The sequence below is a fragment of the Bacillus sp. DJP31 genome, from assembly GCF_049310945.1.
Classification (GTDB): Bacteria; Bacillota; Bacilli; order Bacillales; family SA4; genus Bacillus_BS.
The window spans coordinates 1-18,756 of sequence record NZ_JBMERO010000041.1; the positions used below are offsets into that span (position 1 = coordinate 1).

Consider the following 18,756-nt stretch of genomic DNA (forward strand, 5'->3'; position numbering starts at 1 on the left):
TGCCAAGCAAAAAGAGAAAGAAGCAGCTATTTATAGCTGCTTTTTTTTGTAGCCCGAAAGGCTGGAGATATTCAAAGGAAATGTAGTATACAAATTATAAAAAACTGTGAGGGCTAAAAGGAGCAAGAAGGTCGAGGAAGCAAGCGAGAGAAGACCGGAGCGTACGAAGGTACGCGAGGATCTGGTTAGGTTGAAGAGATTCGACGCTCATTTTAGCAGAACCCGAACTCAGAAGGTAAGCTCGAGCGCCGATGGTAGTTGAGGGACTTCCCCTGTGAGAGTAGGACAATGCCAAGCAAGGATTAAGAAGCAATTCATTATTTAGTTGCTTTTTTGTTTTATTTTAGCCCGAAGGGCTGTTTAATTGCCATATAACAAGTAAAAACTTCCTATAAACAACTGTGAGGGCTAAAAGGAGCAAAGTAGGTAGAGGATGAAAGTGAGAGAAGACCGGAGCATACGATAGTACGTGAGAAGTGAATGAAATTTAAGAGTAGCTTCATCGCTAGACCTCTGGTGTCTGAGAAAGGGAAAAAAGTAATTAATCGGTAAAAAAAGGAAAATCTGAATTCCGAAAGAAATTATATTATAATTGAAATGAAGACTCCAATAATACCCAAACATATGATTGACTTTCCTGCTTTATAGGAGTAAAGTCAAATTAATATTTGACTGTGAGGGGATAAGCTTTGGATTTTTATACGAAAAATGTACATTTTTCTAAGAAGAAAGTTGAACCAATACATAGCAAGGTTACGCCAATTTATCAATCGTCTGCGTTTACGTTTAGGTCTCTAGAAGAATTAGAGGGTTATTATGAAGGAAAAGGTAATTATCTCTATTCTCGAGTTGGAAATCCCAATACGGATGAACTAGGATATGGTGTTGCGTCATTAGAAGGGGCTGAGACTGGAGTGGCTACTTCTTCGGGTATTTCCGCTATTTTGGTGAGCATACTAGCCGTTGCAGTCTCTGGTGATCATATTATTGCAAATGAGGATCTGTACGGTGGCACCTTTCAATTAATTGCTAAAGAACTACGAGATGCTGGAATAGAATCATCATTTGTTTCGTTCTTGGACAAGCAACATATTAGAAATGCAATTAAGGGAAATACAAAGGTTATCTACAGTGAATCGGTTACAAACCCATTACTTCGTGTTGAGAATATTAGTCAAATTGTTGAGATTGCTAGAGAGTTCAACTTAGTCTCTATAATTGATAATACTTTTGCTACTCCACTAATGTGTAGGCCTTATTTAGATGGAATTGATTTAGTTGTTCACAGTGCAACCAAGTATATAGGTGGTCACAGTGATGTTACGGCTGGTGTTGTTGTTGGAGGCACTCAGCTAATGGAAAAGGTCAGTCAAAAACTAGTTAATTTGGGTGCCAATTTGAGTCCTTTTGAAAGCTGGCTTGCTTGTCGAGGGTTAAAAACCATGAGTATTCGAATGGAGAGACAAGCGATGAACGCTGCTCACCTTGCGGAGGGATTAGTTGGGGTTTTTGGGGTCAAGAGAGTGTTTTATCCTGCTAATTTATCGATAAATGGAAATGGGGCAATGGTTACCATTGAGTTAGATACGAATCAATGTGATATGAGAAATTTTTTTGGATCACTCCAGTGGGTTAAGATTGTTCCTACACTTGCAGGAATTGAGACAACTGTTTCCTATCCTATCGCTACTTCGCATCGTGCCCTCTCAGAAGAAGCATTGGAGTCCTTGGGAATTACAGAAGGATTAGTGCGTATTTCCGTTGGTATAGAGCGAGATGATGATATAATTTCTGTTTTCAAAGAGGCGATAAAAGAGTCGATTAAATAAAATCGACTTTTCTCTTTCCTTTTTAATATTGTTATGGTATAATTATTTTTGTAGCCTTTTTAATTCCTGCATTTACTAATAAAAAGACTTTTGCATACTGATTTGTTCTTTAATACGTATGGTCGTCTAAGTAGAATAAAATGCATTCAGAGCAACATCATACTAATATTATCGCGGGGTGGAGCAGTCTGGTAGCTCGTCGGGCTCATAACCCGAAGGTCGTAGGTTCAAATCCTGCCCCCGCAACCAAATTACATAATGGTCCCGTGGTGTAGCGGTTAACATGCCTGCCTGTCACGCAGGAGATCGCGGGTTCGAATCCCGTCGGGACCGCCATTTCTCAAACGAAACAAGTGCTTTCGTTTTTTTTATTTGCTTTTTTAGACCAAACATAAGAAAATGATATAATACCCTTAGGATAAAACCTAAGGTCTTTTTGTTTTACAAAACCATGAGATATTATATTTGTTACGAGTACCTTAGGAGACTCATCAACAGGTTTACATATCCTGTTAAGTGAGAAAGATATTGAGAAGTACTTTCTACTCTTAATTTAGTATTTTATTTAATAAGCAAATGTTTCGGCTAATTTAGAAATATCTTTAGGATAAAATTAGGAATCTTGAAAAAGGCTCTGTAAGTTTTTTTGAAGAAAGTTGAACAAATTACTGAGCGGAATAAAAAGGGGTTTAATCATTTTAATCATGGGGAATCGAATGAAAAAGTATGAGTGGATAACAAATAATGAAGAAGAAACGATGAGCCTTGCTTTTCAAATTGGGAAATTAACAAAACCAAGAGATGTCTTTTTATTGGAGGGCGACTTAGGTGCGGGAAAGACAACCTTTACCAAAGGGCTTGCTAAGGGCTTAGATGTAACTAGAACCATCAATAGTCCAACCTTCACGATCATTAAAGAGTATGCAGGTCGACTCCCCCTCTATCATATGGATGTATATCGTGTACAGGATTCATTTGAGGATCTAGGCTTTGATGAGTATTTTAATGGTGAAGGTGTGACCGTAGTGGAGTGGGCACACTTAATACTAGATCAGCTCCCCTCTGAACAAGCGAAAATAATGATTACTAGAGAAAATGATAGCAGGCGGAAAATAGTTATTGAAGCAACTGGGCAAAGATATGAAGAATTGATCAAGGAGTTAATGGCAAATGAAGATACTATCGATTGATTCGTCTACTTATGTAATGGGGGTTTCCCTTTCAGAAGATGAGCAGGTCATCGGAGAATACATAACCAATGTAAAAAAAAATCATTCGATCCGATTGATGCCTGCGATTCAGCAAGTTATGAGTGATTGTGATATTACACCTAACATGCTTCATAGAATTGTAGTGGCAAAGGGACCTGGTTCTTATACAGGTGTGAGAATTGGTATTTCTATAGCAAAATCATTGGCTTGGAGTTTAAATATACCCCTAATTGGAGTTTCAAGCTTGGAGCACTTGGCTTGGAACGGCAAGGATTTTAACGGGTATGTTTGCCCTTTAATGGATGCTAGAAGAAACCAATTGTACACAGGCTTGTATCGGTTCAATGGGGAAGTAATGATTCCCTCAATTGAAGACCAAAACATCCTAATTGATGATTGGTTAGAGAAGTTGAAAGGGCTACAAGAGCCTATTTTATTTATTGGAGCAGATCTACCCATGCATCAATCCATTATACAGCTGCATTTAGGAGAACAAGCCGTATTTTCTCCTTATATTGATTGGAATCCAAGACCATCGTTACTCGCTTATATCGGGTTAAGAAAAGAAGCAGAGCCCTTACACTCCTTTGTACCAAGCTATCTTCGTTTAGCAGAAGCTGAAGCGAACTGGTTGGCTTCCAATGAGTCATCTCATTAAGGAGGTTAGAGAAATGTATATATCTTATAGATTAATGACCTCAGCAGATATTGATCAAATCATGGTGATAGAGCTTGCTTCATTTGCGGTGCCTTGGAGCCGTGAAGCATTTTATAATGAGATGGTAAATAATCCTTATGCGACTTATGTTGTCATGCAGGAACGTGACCAAATCATTGGGTATTGTGGATTGTGGGTTGTACTAGAAGATGCACATGTTACAAACATTGCGGTTCTCCCTGCATATCGGGGAAGGAAGCTAGGTGAAGGACTATTGAATCAATCAATGGAGCTCGCAAAAGCATTAGGTGCAGAGCGATTATCATTAGAGGTACGAGTTTCAAATACGGTGGCTCAATCGCTATATCGTAAAATAGGATTTGAAAATGGAGGCATCCGAAAAAATTATTATTCAGATAATGGCGAAGATGCCTTAGTTATGTGGGTGAATATACATGAAACATCAGATCATATTAGGAATTGAAACAAGCTGTGATGAAACGGCTGTTGCCATAGTTAAGGATGGAAGAGAAATTCTTTCAAATGTAGTGGCCTCTCAAATTGAGAGCCATAAACGATTTGGTGGAGTAGTCCCTGAGATTGCATCAAGACATCATGTGGAGCAACTAACGATAGTACTAGAAGAAGCAATAAAGGAAGCCAATGTTACGTTTGAAGATATTGACGGCATTGCCGTAACTGAAGGTCCTGGGTTAGTTGGAGCTTTGTTAATTGGAGTTAATGCGGCGAAGGCCATTTCATTTGCACATAACATTCCACTTATTGGTGTTCACCACATTGCAGGCCATATATATGCCAATCGCTTTGTAACAGAATTTACTTTCCCATTACTAGCATTGGTTGTCTCTGGTGGACATACTGAGTTGATATTGATGAAAGAACACGGCTCGTTTGAGGTAATTGGGGAGACAAGGGATGATGCGGCTGGTGAGGCCTACGACAAAGTGGCGAGAACCTTAAACCTACCATATCCAGGTGGGCCACACATAGATCGTTTAGCACATGTTGGCGAAGTGACCATTAAGTTACCGCGAGCGTGGTTAGAACCAGATTCTTATGATTTTAGCTTTAGTGGATTAAAGTCAGCGGTAATTAATACACTTCATAATGCGAAACAGCGCGAGGAAGAGATCAAGCCAGAGGACTTAGCTGCTAGCTTTCAAGAAAGTGTCATTGATGTGTTAGTAACGAAAACGATGAGAGCAACAAAAGAATATGGGGTGAAGCAAGTCCTACTTGCTGGTGGAGTTGCTGCAAATAAAGGCCTTAGGTCTAGTCTCGAGTCTAAATTTCAGGAGCTTCAACATGTCGAGCTAGTCATGCCACCACTATCATTATGCACAGATAATGCAGCTATGATTGCGGCAGTTGGAAGCATAGCCTATGAAAAGGGAAAACGGGCTCAATTAGACATGAATGCAAACCCAGGACTAGAATTAAAATCTTTTTAAAGAAAAAACACACCTTCTATTGATGAATCCATACTACAAGATGGGGTTCATAAGAAAGTGTGTTTTTATTTATTTGCCCTTAGGTTCAATACTTTGTTCAGCAGTATTCAGGAGTTCAGTAGCTAAGTGAGATAAAGAACCTGTGGATATGCTCATTTCTTGAATAGAATCGACAATGGAATCAAGATCTGTTTTATTTCGATTGAATAATTCGATATATTGATCAATCTCCATTTTTACCGTAACAAAACCACTCTTTACATTATTAATTTTTTGAAAGGAGGCTGTTGTTTTATCATTCATGACTACCATTTGTTCTACTAGATTTGAAACGGTGTTATGACTTTCAACTGTTAAGGAATGAATATTGTTGCTTATTCCTTTTGATCCTTCAGCAAGCTTACGAACTTCACTTGCTACAACGGCAAATCCTTTTCCGTGCTCACCAGCACGAGCAGCTTCGATTGAAGCATTTAAGGCTAATAAATTGGTTTGATCCGCAATGGACTCGATTTCTTTTGTCATACTAGTAATGTTTTCGGAAATTTTCTTTAAAGAATTCATACTTGTAATAGATTCGTGCACTTGAGTTATGACTTCATTGAAGGAGTGTAGCATTTGATCCATTTGTTGTTCGTTTTGATTGGTTAAGGTAACTAGATTTTGACTGCTTTTTTGTGTATGTTCTGTTTCTTTTCTAACTTGCTGTGCACGGTTACTTGTTTCTTGAAGGGAAGCCTCTGTTTGTTCGACGGAAGCTGCGACTTCTTGGCTAATAATTGTTAGTTCTTTTTGAAGTGCCTTATTTCTATCGTTTAATTCATTAACCTCTTGGATACGCCTGTTTACATAATGTCCAGCGACTAATTGTGCATCAAAATTTAATACATGAGTAACAGATAGCAATACTTTTGTCAGTTGTGCAGGATCCGATTGAAAGTGTTCAACAAGCTTTGGTAATACAAGCGTTTGAACGGCTGAATAGGTAGCAAGGAACCAATCAAGTGGCAAGCTTTGTTTATTATGTGTTGCCCCAATTCGTGAGCGCATTTGTAGGTATTCTTCGTTGATGTCTCCACTAAAAACACTTCTAAAATAAGCAACAAAAACAGCCTTTAAGCGTTCTCTTGTAGTCTTTTCTGCAATCATTGTTAGGGTTTTACTTTCATATAAATGATCCAATACTTTTTCTAAAACTTCATCTAAAACAGCAAGAATAGCAGGCTGAATCTCTTTTAAAGTTTGTAGGTGCTCAGAATGGAAGTCCATATATCGTAAACGCTCGGATAATTCAGGCTGACTTAATTGAATAACCTTTTTATGCTCATATTCCATTGTTGCTATATAACTTTGTTGCTTAGCTTGTAACTTCTTGAACAACATTTAAATTCCCCCTAGTGTCTAACATTTTAATAATATCATAGATGATAGAGTATGTTTTATCAATTTTCAATGTGTTGAAATAAAGAGAATATTGTCGATTTCCTGTGGGTATGTGGAAAAGTAGATGTGCATTATGTGGATAAGACTAAATAGCCCTTTATAGACAGCTGTTGATATTGTGGATAAGATTGTGGATATGTGGATAAAAAAAAGCCGACGACTAAACCGTTGGCTTTTTAAGTGTTATATAAGGGAAATATTTCTATTTATAAGAGTTTTATAGCAAAGTGCAGAGAATTTATCCACAGCTATGATTTAGTTTTCTCTAACAATTGCTCCCACTCTTCCATTAGTTGTTCAAGTTGATTATTTGCTTTGTTATTTTCTTCATTTAATTGTGTAACCACTTCATGAAGCTGAAAAATTTCCGGGTCACAGAGCTTTTCCTCATTTGTGGTGATTACTTCTTCAAGTGTGGCTATTTCTTTCTCTATTTCTTCAATTCTTCGCTGTCGCTGTCGTTCTTGCCGTTTGATTTCTTTTTCTTCCTCGAAGCTACGTTTCTCTTCTTTACTCACAGGTGTGGTAGTTGTCAAAACAGATTTCTTTTCTAATTGCTCTATATCTAATAACAGTTGTTTTTTCTCAAGATAATAATCATAATCCCCAAGGAATTCTGTTGCACCAAGTCGCTCCAATTCAAGCACTTTTGTCGCAAGTCGATTGATGAAGTAACGATCATGGGATACAAAAAGAATCGTTCCTGGGTAATCGATGAGTGCATTTTCTAGAATCTCTTTACTATCTAAGTCCAGATGGTTAGTTGGCTCATCTAAAATCAATAAATTTGCCTTTTGCATCATAAGCTTAGATAATGCTAACCTAGCTTTTTCACCACCACTTAAAGAGGAAACTTCCTTAAGAACGTCATCTCCTGAAAATAAAAAGTTCCCGAGTATGGTTCGTATATCTTTTTCAGGAGTAAGTGGGTATTCATCCCATAATTCATTTAAAACGCGTTTATTTGATTTGAGGTTGGCTTGTTCTTGATCATAATACCCAACTGTTACATTGGATCCAAAATGAACAGAGCCAGAGCTAAGTGAGATTTTGCTGATAATCCCTTTGAGTAAGCTTGATTTTCCAACCCCGTTTGGACCTATTAAGGCAATGCTATCACCACGCTTGAGAGAAAAGGTAACGTGTTCAATGGTTGGATTTTTTTCGTCGTAGGTTATGGCTACATCATTGACTCGAACAACATCATTGCCGCTTTGACGGTCTATATTAAAATGGAAGCTTGCCGATTTCTCATCACCAGCAGGGCGATCCAGAAGGGACATTCGGTCTAGCTGTTTCTTTCTGCTTTGCGCACGTTTCGTTGTGGAGGCCCTTGCCATGTTTCGTTGAATAAAGTCTTTTAGTTTAGCGACTTCGTCCTGTTGCTTGTCAAACTGCTTGACGTCTCGTTCATAGGTTTCTGCTTTTTGAATCAGGTATTTACTATAATTACCGTAGAATTTATGGATGGTGTTTCTTGATATTTCGTAAACTTGTCCTACTACTTTATCTAAAAAGTACCGGTCATGTGAAACGATTAGGATGGCGCCAGGGTAGGAGCTCAAATATTGTTCTAACCAAGAGAGTGTAGCCATATCCAAATGGTTTGTCGGCTCGTCCAAAATTAATAAATTAGGCTTTGTTAAAAGCAACTTACCTAAGGCAAGTCTCGTTTTTTGACCACCACTTAGTGAAGATATGGAAGTAGTCGTATCAAAGTGAGCAAAGCCTAAGCCATGAAGAACTGAACGGATGTCAGATTCATATTGGTAGCCACCGTTTTGTTTGAATTGCTCTTGTAGCAAATCATATTCTTTTAACACTCGATTGTAACGAGTTTGATCCTCATAAAGAGCGGGCTCACCCATTTGTGTTTCCATTTGACGAAGTTCTCTTTCTTGTAACTTCAAATGAGAAAAAACTGTAAGCATTTCATCCCATATGGAATGATGAGTATCTAAGCCTGTATGTTGAGCTAAATAGCCAATTGTGACGTCCTTTGGTTTAATGATTTCACCACTGTCTTGTGAATGTATGCCCGCAATGATCTTTAGAAGGGTTGATTTCCCGGCACCATTTCTACCAACGAGAGCAATGCGATCCCTTGATTGTACTTCAAGTTTTATATTCGATAAAATAAGCTCAGAGCCAAAGTATTTTGTAATTTGATTGAGCTGTAATAAAATCATGGTATTCACCTCGAGTTTCCTATTATTAGTGTATATATTTTTTAGGAAACGAGCAACTAAAGAGATGATGGGATTTCACAATTCCTAAATTGTTCACAGGTGCAATTCGTCAAGCTTGAGGAAATAGTGTATAGTCATAGTGAGGAAAACTGACTTGAGGAGGGTTTCGTATGTCTGAATTCACACACTTTAATGAACAAGGCCATGCGAAAATGGTCGATATTTCTTCTAAGACAGACTCTGTTCGAACAGCTATAGCAAGGTCTAGTATTGAGGTATCTGATGAAATCTATCAGAAGATCCTTCACTCGAAGATGGAAAAGGGAGATGTGCTAGCTGTTGCGCAAGTAGCAGGTATCATGGCGGCTAAACGTACTCCTGATTTAATTCCGATGTGTCATCCTATACCAATTAAGGGTGTTAACCTATCGTTTAATTGGGAGCAAAAGGGTAGCAATTATGTATTACTAATAGATGGTGAAGTAAAGACAAAGGGCAGTACAGGTGTTGAAATGGAAGCTCTAACAGCCGTTTCAGTTTGTGCCTTAACAGTCTACGATATGTGTAAAGCGGTTGATAAGGGCATGATTATTGGCCCCACCTTCCTAATGGAAAAAACCGGAGGAAAGAGTGGAGACTTTCATCGAGAGTAGAATAGATGGGTGATAACTAGTGAATCAAGAACAAACGAAAATACCACAGGCTACGGCTAAACGGTTACCACTATATTATCGTTTTTTAAAGAATTTATATTTATCAGGGAAACAGCGGGTTTCATCTGCAGAATTAAGTGAGGCTGTAAAAGTAGACTCAGCGACAATCCGAAGAGATTTTTCTTATTTCGGAGCCTTGGGGAAAAAAGGATACGGTTACAATATTCAATATTTATTGACCTTTTTCCGGAAAACATTGGATCAAGACGAGGTAACGAAGGTTACACTAATTGGTGTAGGTAATCTAGGAACTGCTTTCTTAAACTATAATTTTATCAAAAATAATAGTATGAAAGTAGTAATGGCTTTTGATATTAATACCGGCTTAGTGGGGAATGAAATAGGTGGAGTTCCTATTTTTCATTTGGATGACCTCGAAACACGATTAGAAGAGAATGTATCTATTGCCATTTTGACGGTACCTGCCCCAGTGGCACAGCAAATTACAGACAGACTTGTCAACCTAGGGATCAAGGGAATACTCAATTTTACTCCAGCGAGGATTAATGTTCCACAGGTGGTTCGAATTCATCACATTGATCTTGCAGTAGAATTACAATCATTGGTTTATTTTTTAAAGAACTATCCATTAGACTAAGCAAAGGTTTACGAAAAGATCCTAAACTAAAAGGAGGTGGAAGAGATGGTTGGACCAGGAAGTCTCTTATTAATAGCGGGTGTGGCTGTTCTAATTTTTGGACCGAAAAAGCTACCTGAACTTGGTAAAGCAGCGGGTAATACACTACGTGAATTTAAAAATGCAACTAAAGGTTTAGTAGATGATGATGAAGATGAAAAGAAAAAAGAAGGTAACAAGTAAGGTTAGGATGAGAATATATGAATCAAAATGAGATGTCCGTATATGACCATATTGGTGAACTAAGAAAACGACTTGTCATCGTGTTTATTTTTTTCGTCGTCGCCTTCGTAGGGAGTTTATTTGTAGTCGAGCACTTTATTTTATTCTTGCAAAGAGCGGATGAAGCGAAGGAATTGACGATGAATGCATTCCGGTTAACAGATCCTATTAAAATCTATATGGAATTTGCGTTCATTATTGCCTTTATTGTGACGTTTCCAATTATATTGTTTCAATTGTGGGCTTTCATTAGCCCAGGATTGTATAAAAAGGAACGTAAGGTTACATTAAGCTATATTCCGATGTCCTTATTTTTGTTTTTAGCAGGACTATCCTTTTCTTATTTTATTTTGTTTCCCTTTGTCGTTGAATTTATGACTCAGTTATCGGATCGACTAGCTATTGAGCAGGTCATCGGGATCAATGAATACTTTGAGTTCTTATTTCAGTTAACACTACCTTTTGGTTTGTTGTTTCAACTTCCAGTCGTGATCATGTTTTTAACACGGCTTGGAATTGTGACACCAGCTTACCTGTCAAAATCCAGAAAATATGCTTACTTCGTTTTACTTGTCATTGCGGCCTTTATTACGCCACCCGAGATTATCTCACATTTGATGGTATCAATTCCTTTGTTTATCCTTTATGAAATTAGCATTTTAATCTCCAGAGGTGCTTACAGGAAGAAAATGAAGGCAGAGGTTGCTGAAATTGACGAAGTTGAAAAATAAACATGAAAAAACTCCATTTTTAAAATGGAGTTTATTTTTTTGCCTTTTTTATTTTTCTGCTTAGTGCAAACATTCGAATGGAAACACCAAAATCAAAGGTCGCCACAAGAATTAATACGATCGTATAAAAATTCCAGATGGTTTCAGTTTTATTTTGAATAGCTAGAACCGTGAAGACAATCCCCATTCCTAAATAGAGAAGTCCCATAATAAATGGTGATGTACGCATGATCTCAAATCCTCCAAGTACTTAAAGTGAAACATTAAACAAAAATAGAGTAATAAACGATTGCATCGTCTCTAATTGTTCTTGATATTTTTCGATATCTTCCTTATAAACAAGCTGGATTAATATAACAAGAGTATTCATCGAAACATGTGCGATGATGGGTACGATAATTCGTTTCGTTCGGACATATAAAAAGGCAAAAGTGAAGCCCATGGCTGTATAAATGAGGATGTGTGAGAAATCCATATGTACAATCCCAAAGATGAAAGAACTTAGGAGAGCCGAGATAAAAAAATTAAATCTCTTATGTAGGTTTCCAAATAATAATTTTCTAAATATAATTTCTTCAAGGATTGGCCCAATAATGGAGGTCACTACGATAAATAATGGAGTTATCCTTGCAAATTCAATTAAAACATCTGTATTTTCCGAGCCAGGTTCAATACCGAAAAGTTGGCTTTCAATAGCTGCTGCAATTCCTTGAGAAAATAGGGCTAAAAATACCCCGGCAATCGACCATAGTAATGCTACTGAAATTGTGCTTTTGTCCTTGCGTTGTTCAGTTACTTGCATGTCCTTTCGAAGTAAGAGCAGGATAATCACCATAGCTGTAAAAAAGCTGTAGATCAACCAGTAAGCAATGGCCTCTTCTTTTGGACGAACACCAAGATTATATAGTAATGGAACACCTAATATACTAGAAAAGTGCATAATGATGTACGTTAATAGTACGTACCAATGTCGTTTCTCCAAGGTTTTGTTCTCCTTTATCTGTCTTCATTTTACCTTTCGTATTGTAACACAGAATTATACGTAAAAATAATGATATCTCCTTACTGTTAGCATGTCCGAAGCTGGAATTATTTTTATTGTATGTTGAAGGTTTAAAATATAGTAGTAAGTACAGAATGGAAGAAGTGAGTTTAAAAATCCTGTCGAAAAAAGAAAGTAAAAACTTTTGTTAATTTTGATAGTTTATACTTGCAATAGAAGCCGAGTTTATTTAATATATAAATTGTATTAGCACTCAAGACATTAGAGTGCTAATAAAAAACTAAAGATCTATGAGGAGGTTATTTCACTTGTTAAAGCCATTAGGAGATCGTGTAATTATTGAGCTTGTAGAGTCGGAAGAAAAAACTGCTAGCGGTATCGTTTTACCGGATTCTGCAAAGGAAAAGCCTCAAGAGGGTAGAGTTATAGCTGTTGGAACAGGTCGTGTACTTGACAACGGTGAGCGCGTAGCTCTTGAAGTTTCTACTGGGGACAGAATCATTTTCTCGAAATATTCAGGTACTGAAGTTAAGCATGAAGGTTCTGAGTATTTAGTTCTTCGTGAAAACGACATCTTAGCTATAATCGGTTAATCATACTTAGAACAAGCAGCACTTAGGTGTATTGCTGAATTTTCACATACTTAATATAAAAATTTGAGGGGGTAACGTAACATGGCAAAAGAAATTAAATTCAGTGAAGATGCACGTCGTGCAATGCTTCGTGGTGTTGATACTCTTGCAAATGCAGTAAAAGTAACACTTGGACCAAAAGGGCGTAACGTGGTTCTTGAAAAGAAATTCGGTTCACCTCTTATCACAAATGACGGTGTAACAATCGCAAAAGAAATCGAACTTGATGATCCGTTCGAAAACATGGGTGCTAAACTAGTTGCTGAAGTTGCAAGCAAAACAAATGATGTTGCTGGTGACGGTACGACAACGGCTACAGTTCTTGCTCAAGCGATGATCCGTGAAGGACTAAAGAACGTAACAGCTGGAGCAAACCCAGTTGGAGTTCGTAAAGGAATTGAAAAGGCTGTAGTGGTTGCTGTTGAAGAGCTTAAAGCAATCTCAAAGCCAATTGAAGGTAAATCTTCAATCGCTCAGGTTGCATCAATTTCTTCTTCTGATGAAGAAGTAGGGGAATTGATTGCAGAAGCAATGGAGCGCGTTGGAAACGACGGAGTTATCACGATTGAAGAATCAAAAGGCTTCACAACTGAATTAGAAGTTGTAGAAGGTATGCAATTCGATCGTGGATATGCATCTCCTTATATGGTAACTGACTCAGATAAAATGGAAGCTGTTCTTGAAAATCCATATATCCTAATTACGGACAAGAAAATTGCAAGCATCCAAGAAATCTTACCTGTGCTTGAGCAAGTTGTTCAACAAGGTAAGCCACTTCTATTAGTTGCTGAAGATGTTGAAGGTGAAGCACTAGCTACTCTAGTTGTGAATAAACTTCGTGGAACATTCAATGCAGTGGCTGTTAAGGCTCCTGGATTCGGTGACCGTCGTAAAGCCATGCTTGAAGATATCGCTGTTCTAACTGGTGGAGAAGTAATCACGGAAGATTTAGGTTTAGAGCTTAAATCAGCTACAATTGCGCAATTAGGTCGTGCTACGAAAGTTGTTGTAACGAAAGAACATACAACAATCGTAGAAGGTAAAGGGGATTCTGCTAATATCGCATCTCGCGTGAAGCAAATTCGTATGCAATTAGAAGAATCAACTTCAGAATTCGATAAAGAAAAATTACAAGAGCGTCTTGCTAAGCTTGCAGGTGGAGTTGCCGTAATCAAAGTTGGTGCTGCTACTGAAACGGAACTTAAAGAACGTAAACTTCGTATTGAAGATGCACTAAACGCAACTCGTGCAGCAGTTGAAGAAGGAATCGTATCTGGTGGTGGTACTGCACTAGTGAACGTATACAACAAGGTTGCAGCTATCCAAGCTGAAGGTGACGAGCTAACTGGAGTTAAAATCGTCCTTCGTGCACTAGAAGAACCAGTTCGTCAAATCGCACACAACGCAGGTCTTGAAGGATCTGTTATTGTTGAGCGTCTAAAGAAAGAACCAGTTGGCGTTGGTTATAATGCAGCTACTGGTGAATGGGTAAACATGTTTGAAGCGGGTATCGTTGATCCAACGAAGGTAACACGTTATGCACTACAAAACGCTGCATCTGTTTCAGCAATGTTCTTAACAACTGAAGCAGTAGTAGCTGACATTAAAGAAGCTTCACCTGGAATGCCTGATATGGGCGGTATGGGTGGAATGGGCGGCATGATGTAATAAAGAAAAGTGGAAGCGGCTTGTTCAGCCCCGACAAGCATAAGGCATCTAGGAAAGAAGGTGCTCTTTGCCTTCATTCCAAGAGTGACTTATGACCTCGAGGGGCTAGCCGCTGGAGCTAGACATAACGCCCCCAAACTCTTGATATGACTGGGTTTTCTAGTAAGTTGAGAGTGGTTTGTTAACATTGAGGTAAATTAACGGAGGCTTCTCATGAGTTCAGCGAACTTTTGAGAGGCTTCTTTTTCATTTCTTGGGGTACATGGAGATATACATTTTTCGTAATTTGATCATCAATATAATCAAGTCTATCCATGATCTGTCCGAGCGAGACACGTGCCTCGGCAAGAAGTGACATATGGGTGTGTCTTAGACTATGTGGTGTTAGTTCAGTATTTAAACCAGAAATGGTAAGGATTCTTTTCATTCGGTTTCGGACTGTTTTAATGACAATAGGATAACCGAATTGTCGCTCCATTTTGCCAAATATGAAGTCTTTATTGTAGTATTCATCCCTAATCGCTTGATGACTCATTCGTCCTGTTCTATTAATTCCCTCTATTGTGCTATCAGAATATCCATGATCTTTTAAATCATTTAGAGCATTCTGATACATATTTCGCGTAATATCCTTTAGTTTTATTTTTGAAAAATAAGGTAACAACTTGCAAATCTCATGAAGCCGAACTCTAATTGTACACGGTTTTTATCTTTTGCTCCGCTATAGATGGGAAGCCATTCTTTTGCAAAATCGCTGAATGTTTTATCTGTTTCTTCAGGTCTAACTCATGGATGAGAGTGTTAGCAACTGATTCAGCTTGTTGCCTAGTGTTATAACCGCTGCTTACCTTTTGCTTCCTTTTTTGCGGTGATTGAATCTATTCCAATATAAACGGTAAAAGCCCACTTTGAACCATATGTGCATTTTTTCTTTATGCATATACAGCCTCTTCTGTAAAAATGTCCTTCATTGCAAAACCTCTCTTTCAGATTTTTTGTTACAAACATGCGTAATTTCCAATTTGAGATTATTCAATTCACAATAGAATTAATAGTCAGGTTATATCTTAAGAATAATATCTAAGTACATCTCCTTAAACATTGCATAGGATAATTTTATAAATTAGGAAAGGAATTGAGAAAATGTACAGTAATCCTTATTTGTATCCAAATTATTCTTATTATGCGAATGCACCAAGATATAATTATAGCAGTCAGTCAAGCAACTGGACTTATGATAATATAAACGGGTATTATCCTTCTCGGTCTTCCAACATGTTAAATGACTATGGACCAAACTCATTTGTTATTAATATCAATGAGGCAACAAAGCAAAACAATACATTTCGTACTGCTTTATGGACTGGAACACAGTTTCAAGTTACTTTAATGAGTTTAAATGTTGGTGAAGACATTGGTTTAGAAATGCACCCTGATGTTGACCAATTCTTACGGATTGAGCAAGGACAAGGGATTGTTCAAATGGGTAAGAGTAAAGACAATTTAAACTTTCAAAAGTATGTTTATGATGACTCTGCAATCGTAATACCTGCTGGAACCTGGCATAATCTAACCAATACAGGGAATACCCCACTAAAACTTTACTCGATATACGCTCCTCCTAACCATCCATTTGGGACAGTTCATGTAACGAAAGCTGATGCAATGGCTGAGGAAGAGGGCAACGGTCATAGCAATGGAAATACAGCTGTTTTTGGTAGGACTCCTGATGATTGGATACGGTACACGGAATTTTTGGTAAATGAAGGATTAGAGGATGTTAAAAGAGGAATAAATGCTACACACATTCTTCAAGAATTTGTTCTAATGGGAGTTCTTGTAGGGAAAGGGTATTCTCCTGAAAAAGCTTATGAAACTGTAGAAGAATGGGAACGTATAGGGAAATCCAAGCTTCTTCAGCAAAGCAAAAATATCTAAAGAAAAAGTAGAAGCGAATAATCAGAAAAAGATTATTTAAATGTTGAGGACTACCAGTTGGTGGTCCTTTTGTAGTAGTTCAATTACCTACCAACGAGTTTCTTTTATTTTCTTAGGTTGAAATTATTTTTCATCTATTTTGCTAAATTATCCCATAGTTCATAAAAATAATATGTCTCTTCCATTATTGCTTTTTCATCTTTACCTTCTATAACCCCTTTTATTCGGGAAAGTGTACCACTTATATCAATTATATATTCTTTTTCTACACTAAATTGAATTCTTCGGACAATCTTTCTCCACGCAGTTTCAGCATATTCTATATTTTCTTTAGCAGTATCCCATTGTTTTTCTTTTACGGCAACTTCTATTTTGTGAACAGCCTCATATAACTGATCGTCATTTCCAAATGGTTTTTTTAACCAAAAGCCACTGTTCAAAATGAAAATAAAAGAAGTAATTGTAAAAATTGGGATAAAATATAATAAAAACTTTTTCATGTGTTCACCCTCTTAAATTTAAAATGTACCTTCGTAGTCTCCAATACCTGATTCTTTACTTATTTGGTCTTCATATTTATCAACATATAATTTTCCGTTTGGTAAAATTAATGCATAAAAAACCTTTTGTACATCATCAATTCCATTTGCCCTTAATTTCTGGTTTAACCAATCCATATCTTTTTTTCGCTGTATTAAATTTTGCTCAATAACTATACCATCCTGGATAATCTCTGTTGCCAGACCATTTGGTGAACTGAGAATTTTTATGTCCTTAGGAGTTACTGGAAGAAACTCTGCTTTTTGTAATACTGATAATTTACCATTCACTTCGACTATAGCAAATTCAACCTGAGTATTATCAAAAATTTCCTTATCTCGAAGAAGCATCATTAACTCACCCATTTTAATACGCATCTTCAATAGATTCTTTTCTAAAATTGTTCCATTTTCAATAACTACAGTCGGTTCACCATCTAACACTTTTCCTAAGTATCGATTTTTTACAGTGATATATTGTAAAAGAAAAGATAATAGTGCATAACCGGTTAATCCCACCCAATGAGCCCAAGCTTTTGAAGAAAGGTCTGTGGCCAAAGTGGCTGCAATGGAACCAATTGTAATACCGTTAATATAGTCAAAAAATGTTAATTGTCCGACTTCTTGTTTTCCAAGGACTCGAGTGAAAATTAATAGAGTGAAAAAAGATATAATAACTCTTACCAAGACTACAAGGGCTTCATCAAACGTAAAAAGAGCCTCCTTAATTAGTAACTATTTGTAGTATTACCCAAAAAAAATTCAGTAGTAGGATATTCGAGTAAAAGGCTTACAGGTCTTTTGCATAAAGGCTAGCTTATAATTTATGAAGGATGTCATTGATGGGGATAGGGATGAATGTATAAACTCAGATGTAAACGTTCGTCGCTCTCTTTTTGTCATAGTAGATTCTACTCAATATTATTACTTGTAGTCTACTTGACCTTAATTTATCTGTCCAATTAAGTGTAACCTATCCAGTTGCTCATACTTCTCTGTCATTACTTTTAGCCTTTCTGCGCAACAAATAACTTCTTTTTAGAGGAACTTTTGAAAGAATGTACATAAGGTAAACTGAAGTTTAATGGATGAAGAAGAACATTGAAATAGTGGGTTGTAAATTTGGTGAAAATTCTTATTTTTTTATTTAACTTTTTTAAAGTGCGTTCTACAAAAGTGATTATACGAAAAGGTAAGCATTTAAAGTGCTTACCTTTTCGTATGTAGTGTGAAATAGACTATACTTTTTGAATTTCCAATGCTTATCTTAAAGATGGCATCTTAAAAAATAAATTAAATCTAGAATTTGTATTTTCTAAGAAGAATGCAACTTTAATAATCAAATTAATTAAATTAAGGTTGAAAATAAGCTAATGAGAATATTCAAAGTATATCCCTCCACATTAGGTTTAGTGTTAAGTTATAACACTATGTTTATTATTTATCTGATAAACAAAATGATTCTACCTAAACTTAGAACATTGATAGTATTAAACCTTTTTTTTGTAAAAAATTCAGTTTGCTTTTTTATTATTTCACAGATCTATCCTCCATTTGTGGAGGTTCCTCCATCCATCCGTTTTTTATCATAATTTTAATTCCTTCATTAGCGTAAAAGAAAATATCTTTAGCTACTATGGCTTGTTTCACTTTTAAATCACTTCTCATACTGAAAATGGAGCCAAAACTATTTCCGACAAGTCCGAATCCATTTAGTAAATAAATACAAAACATCATAAGTTTCTGTGAAAAAGGAGCTGTCGTCGAAGTAGTAACTGTACTTCCAGAAGTAGCAGAAACATGAACATAAGCATCTAGGAGAATCTCCTCAAAAGTTTTTATTTGTTTTTTAGCTAGTTCTTTTCCCTTTG

Annotated in this window: 19 protein-coding genes, 2 tRNA genes and 2 pseudogenes; 14 read left to right on the forward strand and 9 right to left on the reverse strand. The window is 36.9% G+C overall.

The features are described 5' to 3' along the window. Positions 1–689 precede the first annotated feature (689 nt). From ACOI1C_RS20975 to tsaD, 7 genes are all read left to right on the forward strand, one after another. Positions 690–1,829: a trans-sulfuration enzyme family protein gene (locus tag ACOI1C_RS20975; protein WP_422512513.1), complete on the forward strand. Its 1,140-nt coding sequence runs from the start codon at positions 690–692 to the stop codon at positions 1,827–1,829. Positions 1,830–2,001: 172 nt separating this feature from the next. After that, positions 2,002–2,078: transfer RNA gene (locus ACOI1C_RS20980), tRNA-Met, on the forward strand. An 11-nt stretch (positions 2,079–2,089) separates the two neighbouring features. Then, positions 2,090–2,165, forward strand: a tRNA-Asp gene (locus ACOI1C_RS20985). A gap of 380 nt (positions 2,166–2,545) precedes the next feature. Continuing rightward, complete coding sequence (gene tsaE / locus ACOI1C_RS20990; protein ID WP_422512514.1) at positions 2,546–3,019, forward strand: tRNA (adenosine(37)-N6)-threonylcarbamoyltransferase complex ATPase subunit type 1 TsaE; 474 nt, start codon at positions 2,546–2,548, stop codon at positions 3,017–3,019. Continuing rightward, positions 3,000–3,698 (forward strand): tRNA (adenosine(37)-N6)-threonylcarbamoyltransferase complex dimerization subunit type 1 TsaB, encoded by a 699-nt coding sequence (tsaB, locus tag ACOI1C_RS20995; protein WP_422512515.1) that lies wholly within the window; start codon positions 3,000–3,002, stop codon positions 3,696–3,698. The genes tsaE and tsaB overlap by 20 nt, the downstream gene beginning before the upstream one ends. Before the next feature lie 13 nt (positions 3,699–3,711). Further along, positions 3,712–4,182 (forward strand): ribosomal protein S18-alanine N-acetyltransferase, encoded by a 471-nt coding sequence (gene rimI, locus ACOI1C_RS21000; protein WP_422512516.1) that lies wholly within the window; start codon positions 3,712–3,714, stop codon positions 4,180–4,182. Continuing rightward, complete coding sequence (gene tsaD, locus ACOI1C_RS21005) at positions 4,154–5,170, forward strand: tRNA (adenosine(37)-N6)-threonylcarbamoyltransferase complex transferase subunit TsaD (protein WP_422512517.1); 1,017 nt, start codon at positions 4,154–4,156, stop codon at positions 5,168–5,170. Before rimI ends, tsaD begins: the two co-directional genes overlap by 29 nt. A gap of 69 nt (positions 5,171–5,239) precedes the next feature. Here the strand turns inward: tsaD and ACOI1C_RS21010 are convergent, their stop codons facing one another. The 3 genes and pseudogenes from ACOI1C_RS21010 to ACOI1C_RS21020 form a co-directional block, all read right to left on the reverse strand. Beyond that, positions 5,240–5,797 carry a methyl-accepting chemotaxis protein gene (locus tag ACOI1C_RS21010; protein ID WP_422512530.1) on the reverse strand — a complete coding sequence of 186 codons (558 nt, stop codon included), beginning with the start codon at positions 5,795–5,797 and terminating at the stop codon, positions 5,240–5,242. A 228-nt stretch (positions 5,798–6,025) separates the two neighbouring features. Beyond that, positions 6,026–6,553 (reverse strand): annotated as a pseudogene (locus ACOI1C_RS21015) (protoglobin domain-containing protein); the annotation flags it as partial. 308 nt (positions 6,554–6,861) lie between these two features. Further along, complete coding sequence (locus tag ACOI1C_RS21020; protein ID WP_422512518.1) at positions 6,862–8,802, reverse strand: ABC-F family ATP-binding cassette domain-containing protein; 1,941 nt, start codon at positions 8,800–8,802, stop codon at positions 6,862–6,864. Between the two features lie 170 nt (positions 8,803–8,972). Between ACOI1C_RS21020 and moaC the strand changes: the two genes are divergently transcribed. Genes moaC through tatC form a run of 4 tightly spaced genes read left to right on the forward strand, consistent with a single transcriptional unit; the run spans position 8,973 to position 11,105 of the window. Next, the gene (gene moaC, locus ACOI1C_RS21025) at positions 8,973–9,455 is read left to right on the forward strand and encodes a cyclic pyranopterin monophosphate synthase MoaC (RefSeq protein WP_422512519.1); all 483 of its coding nucleotides are present in this window, start codon (positions 8,973–8,975) and stop codon (positions 9,453–9,455) included. 19 nt (positions 9,456–9,474) lie between these two features. Then, positions 9,475–10,113 carry a redox-sensing transcriptional repressor Rex gene (locus ACOI1C_RS21030; protein WP_422512520.1) on the forward strand — a complete coding sequence of 213 codons (639 nt, stop codon included), beginning with the start codon at positions 9,475–9,477 and terminating at the stop codon, positions 10,111–10,113. Between the two features lie 45 nt (positions 10,114–10,158). After that, positions 10,159–10,335, forward strand: coding sequence for a twin-arginine translocase TatA/TatE family subunit (locus ACOI1C_RS21035; RefSeq protein WP_422512521.1), 177 nt, complete (start codon positions 10,159–10,161; stop codon positions 10,333–10,335). Positions 10,336–10,352: 17 nt separating this feature from the next. Beyond that, positions 10,353–11,105: a twin-arginine translocase subunit TatC gene (gene tatC / locus ACOI1C_RS21040; RefSeq protein WP_422512522.1), complete on the forward strand. Its 753-nt coding sequence runs from the start codon at positions 10,353–10,355 to the stop codon at positions 11,103–11,105. A gap of 31 nt (positions 11,106–11,136) precedes the next feature. On the opposite strand, the gene ACOI1C_RS21045 is transcribed toward tatC, so the two are convergent. Together ACOI1C_RS21045 and ACOI1C_RS21050 are read right to left on the reverse strand one after the other, a co-directional pair. Continuing rightward, a complete protein-coding gene (locus ACOI1C_RS21045; protein ID WP_422512523.1) occupies positions 11,137–11,334 on the reverse strand; it encodes a YdiK family protein in 198 nt (65 codons plus the stop codon). Between the two features lie 21 nt (positions 11,335–11,355). Continuing rightward, entirely contained in the window at positions 11,356–12,087 is a 732-nt protein-coding gene (locus tag ACOI1C_RS21050) for a CPBP family intramembrane glutamic endopeptidase (protein ID WP_422512524.1), read from the reverse strand. Positions 12,088–12,416: 329 nt separating this feature from the next. Between ACOI1C_RS21050 and groES the strand changes: the two genes are divergently transcribed. Both groES and groL read left to right on the forward strand, forming a co-directional pair. Beyond that, positions 12,417–12,701: a co-chaperone GroES gene (gene groES / locus ACOI1C_RS21055; RefSeq protein ID WP_422512525.1), complete on the forward strand. Its 285-nt coding sequence runs from the start codon at positions 12,417–12,419 to the stop codon at positions 12,699–12,701. A gap of 81 nt (positions 12,702–12,782) precedes the next feature. Next, positions 12,783–14,408 carry a chaperonin GroEL gene (gene groL / locus ACOI1C_RS21060; protein WP_422512526.1) on the forward strand — a complete coding sequence of 542 codons (1,626 nt, stop codon included), beginning with the start codon at positions 12,783–12,785 and terminating at the stop codon, positions 14,406–14,408. 211 nt (positions 14,409–14,619) lie between these two features. Here the strand turns inward: groL and ACOI1C_RS21065 are convergent, their stop codons facing one another. After that, positions 14,620–15,024 carry a tyrosine-type recombinase/integrase gene (locus ACOI1C_RS21065; RefSeq protein ID WP_422512531.1) on the reverse strand — a complete coding sequence of 135 codons (405 nt, stop codon included), beginning with the start codon at positions 15,022–15,024 and terminating at the stop codon, positions 14,620–14,622. Between the two features lie 527 nt (positions 15,025–15,551). On the opposite strand from ACOI1C_RS21065, the pseudogene ACOI1C_RS21070 reads away from it, so the two are divergent. Next, positions 15,552–16,088: pseudogene (locus tag ACOI1C_RS21070) on the forward strand (cupin domain-containing protein); the annotation flags it as partial. 392 nt (positions 16,089–16,480) lie between these two features. Here the strand turns inward: ACOI1C_RS21070 and ACOI1C_RS21075 are convergent. The 3 genes from ACOI1C_RS21075 to ACOI1C_RS21085 form a co-directional block, all read right to left on the reverse strand. Then, a complete protein-coding gene (locus ACOI1C_RS21075; protein ID WP_422512527.1) occupies positions 16,481–16,846 on the reverse strand; it encodes a DUF4363 family protein in 366 nt (121 codons plus the stop codon). A gap of 18 nt (positions 16,847–16,864) precedes the next feature. Continuing rightward, positions 16,865–17,572, reverse strand: coding sequence for a YetF domain-containing protein (locus ACOI1C_RS21080; protein ID WP_422512528.1), 708 nt, complete (start codon positions 17,570–17,572; stop codon positions 16,865–16,867). Between the two features lie 843 nt (positions 17,573–18,415). After that, a partial coding sequence (locus tag ACOI1C_RS21085; RefSeq protein ID WP_422512529.1) for a DUF3231 family protein occupies positions 18,416–18,756 on the reverse strand: 341 nt, incomplete at its 5' end.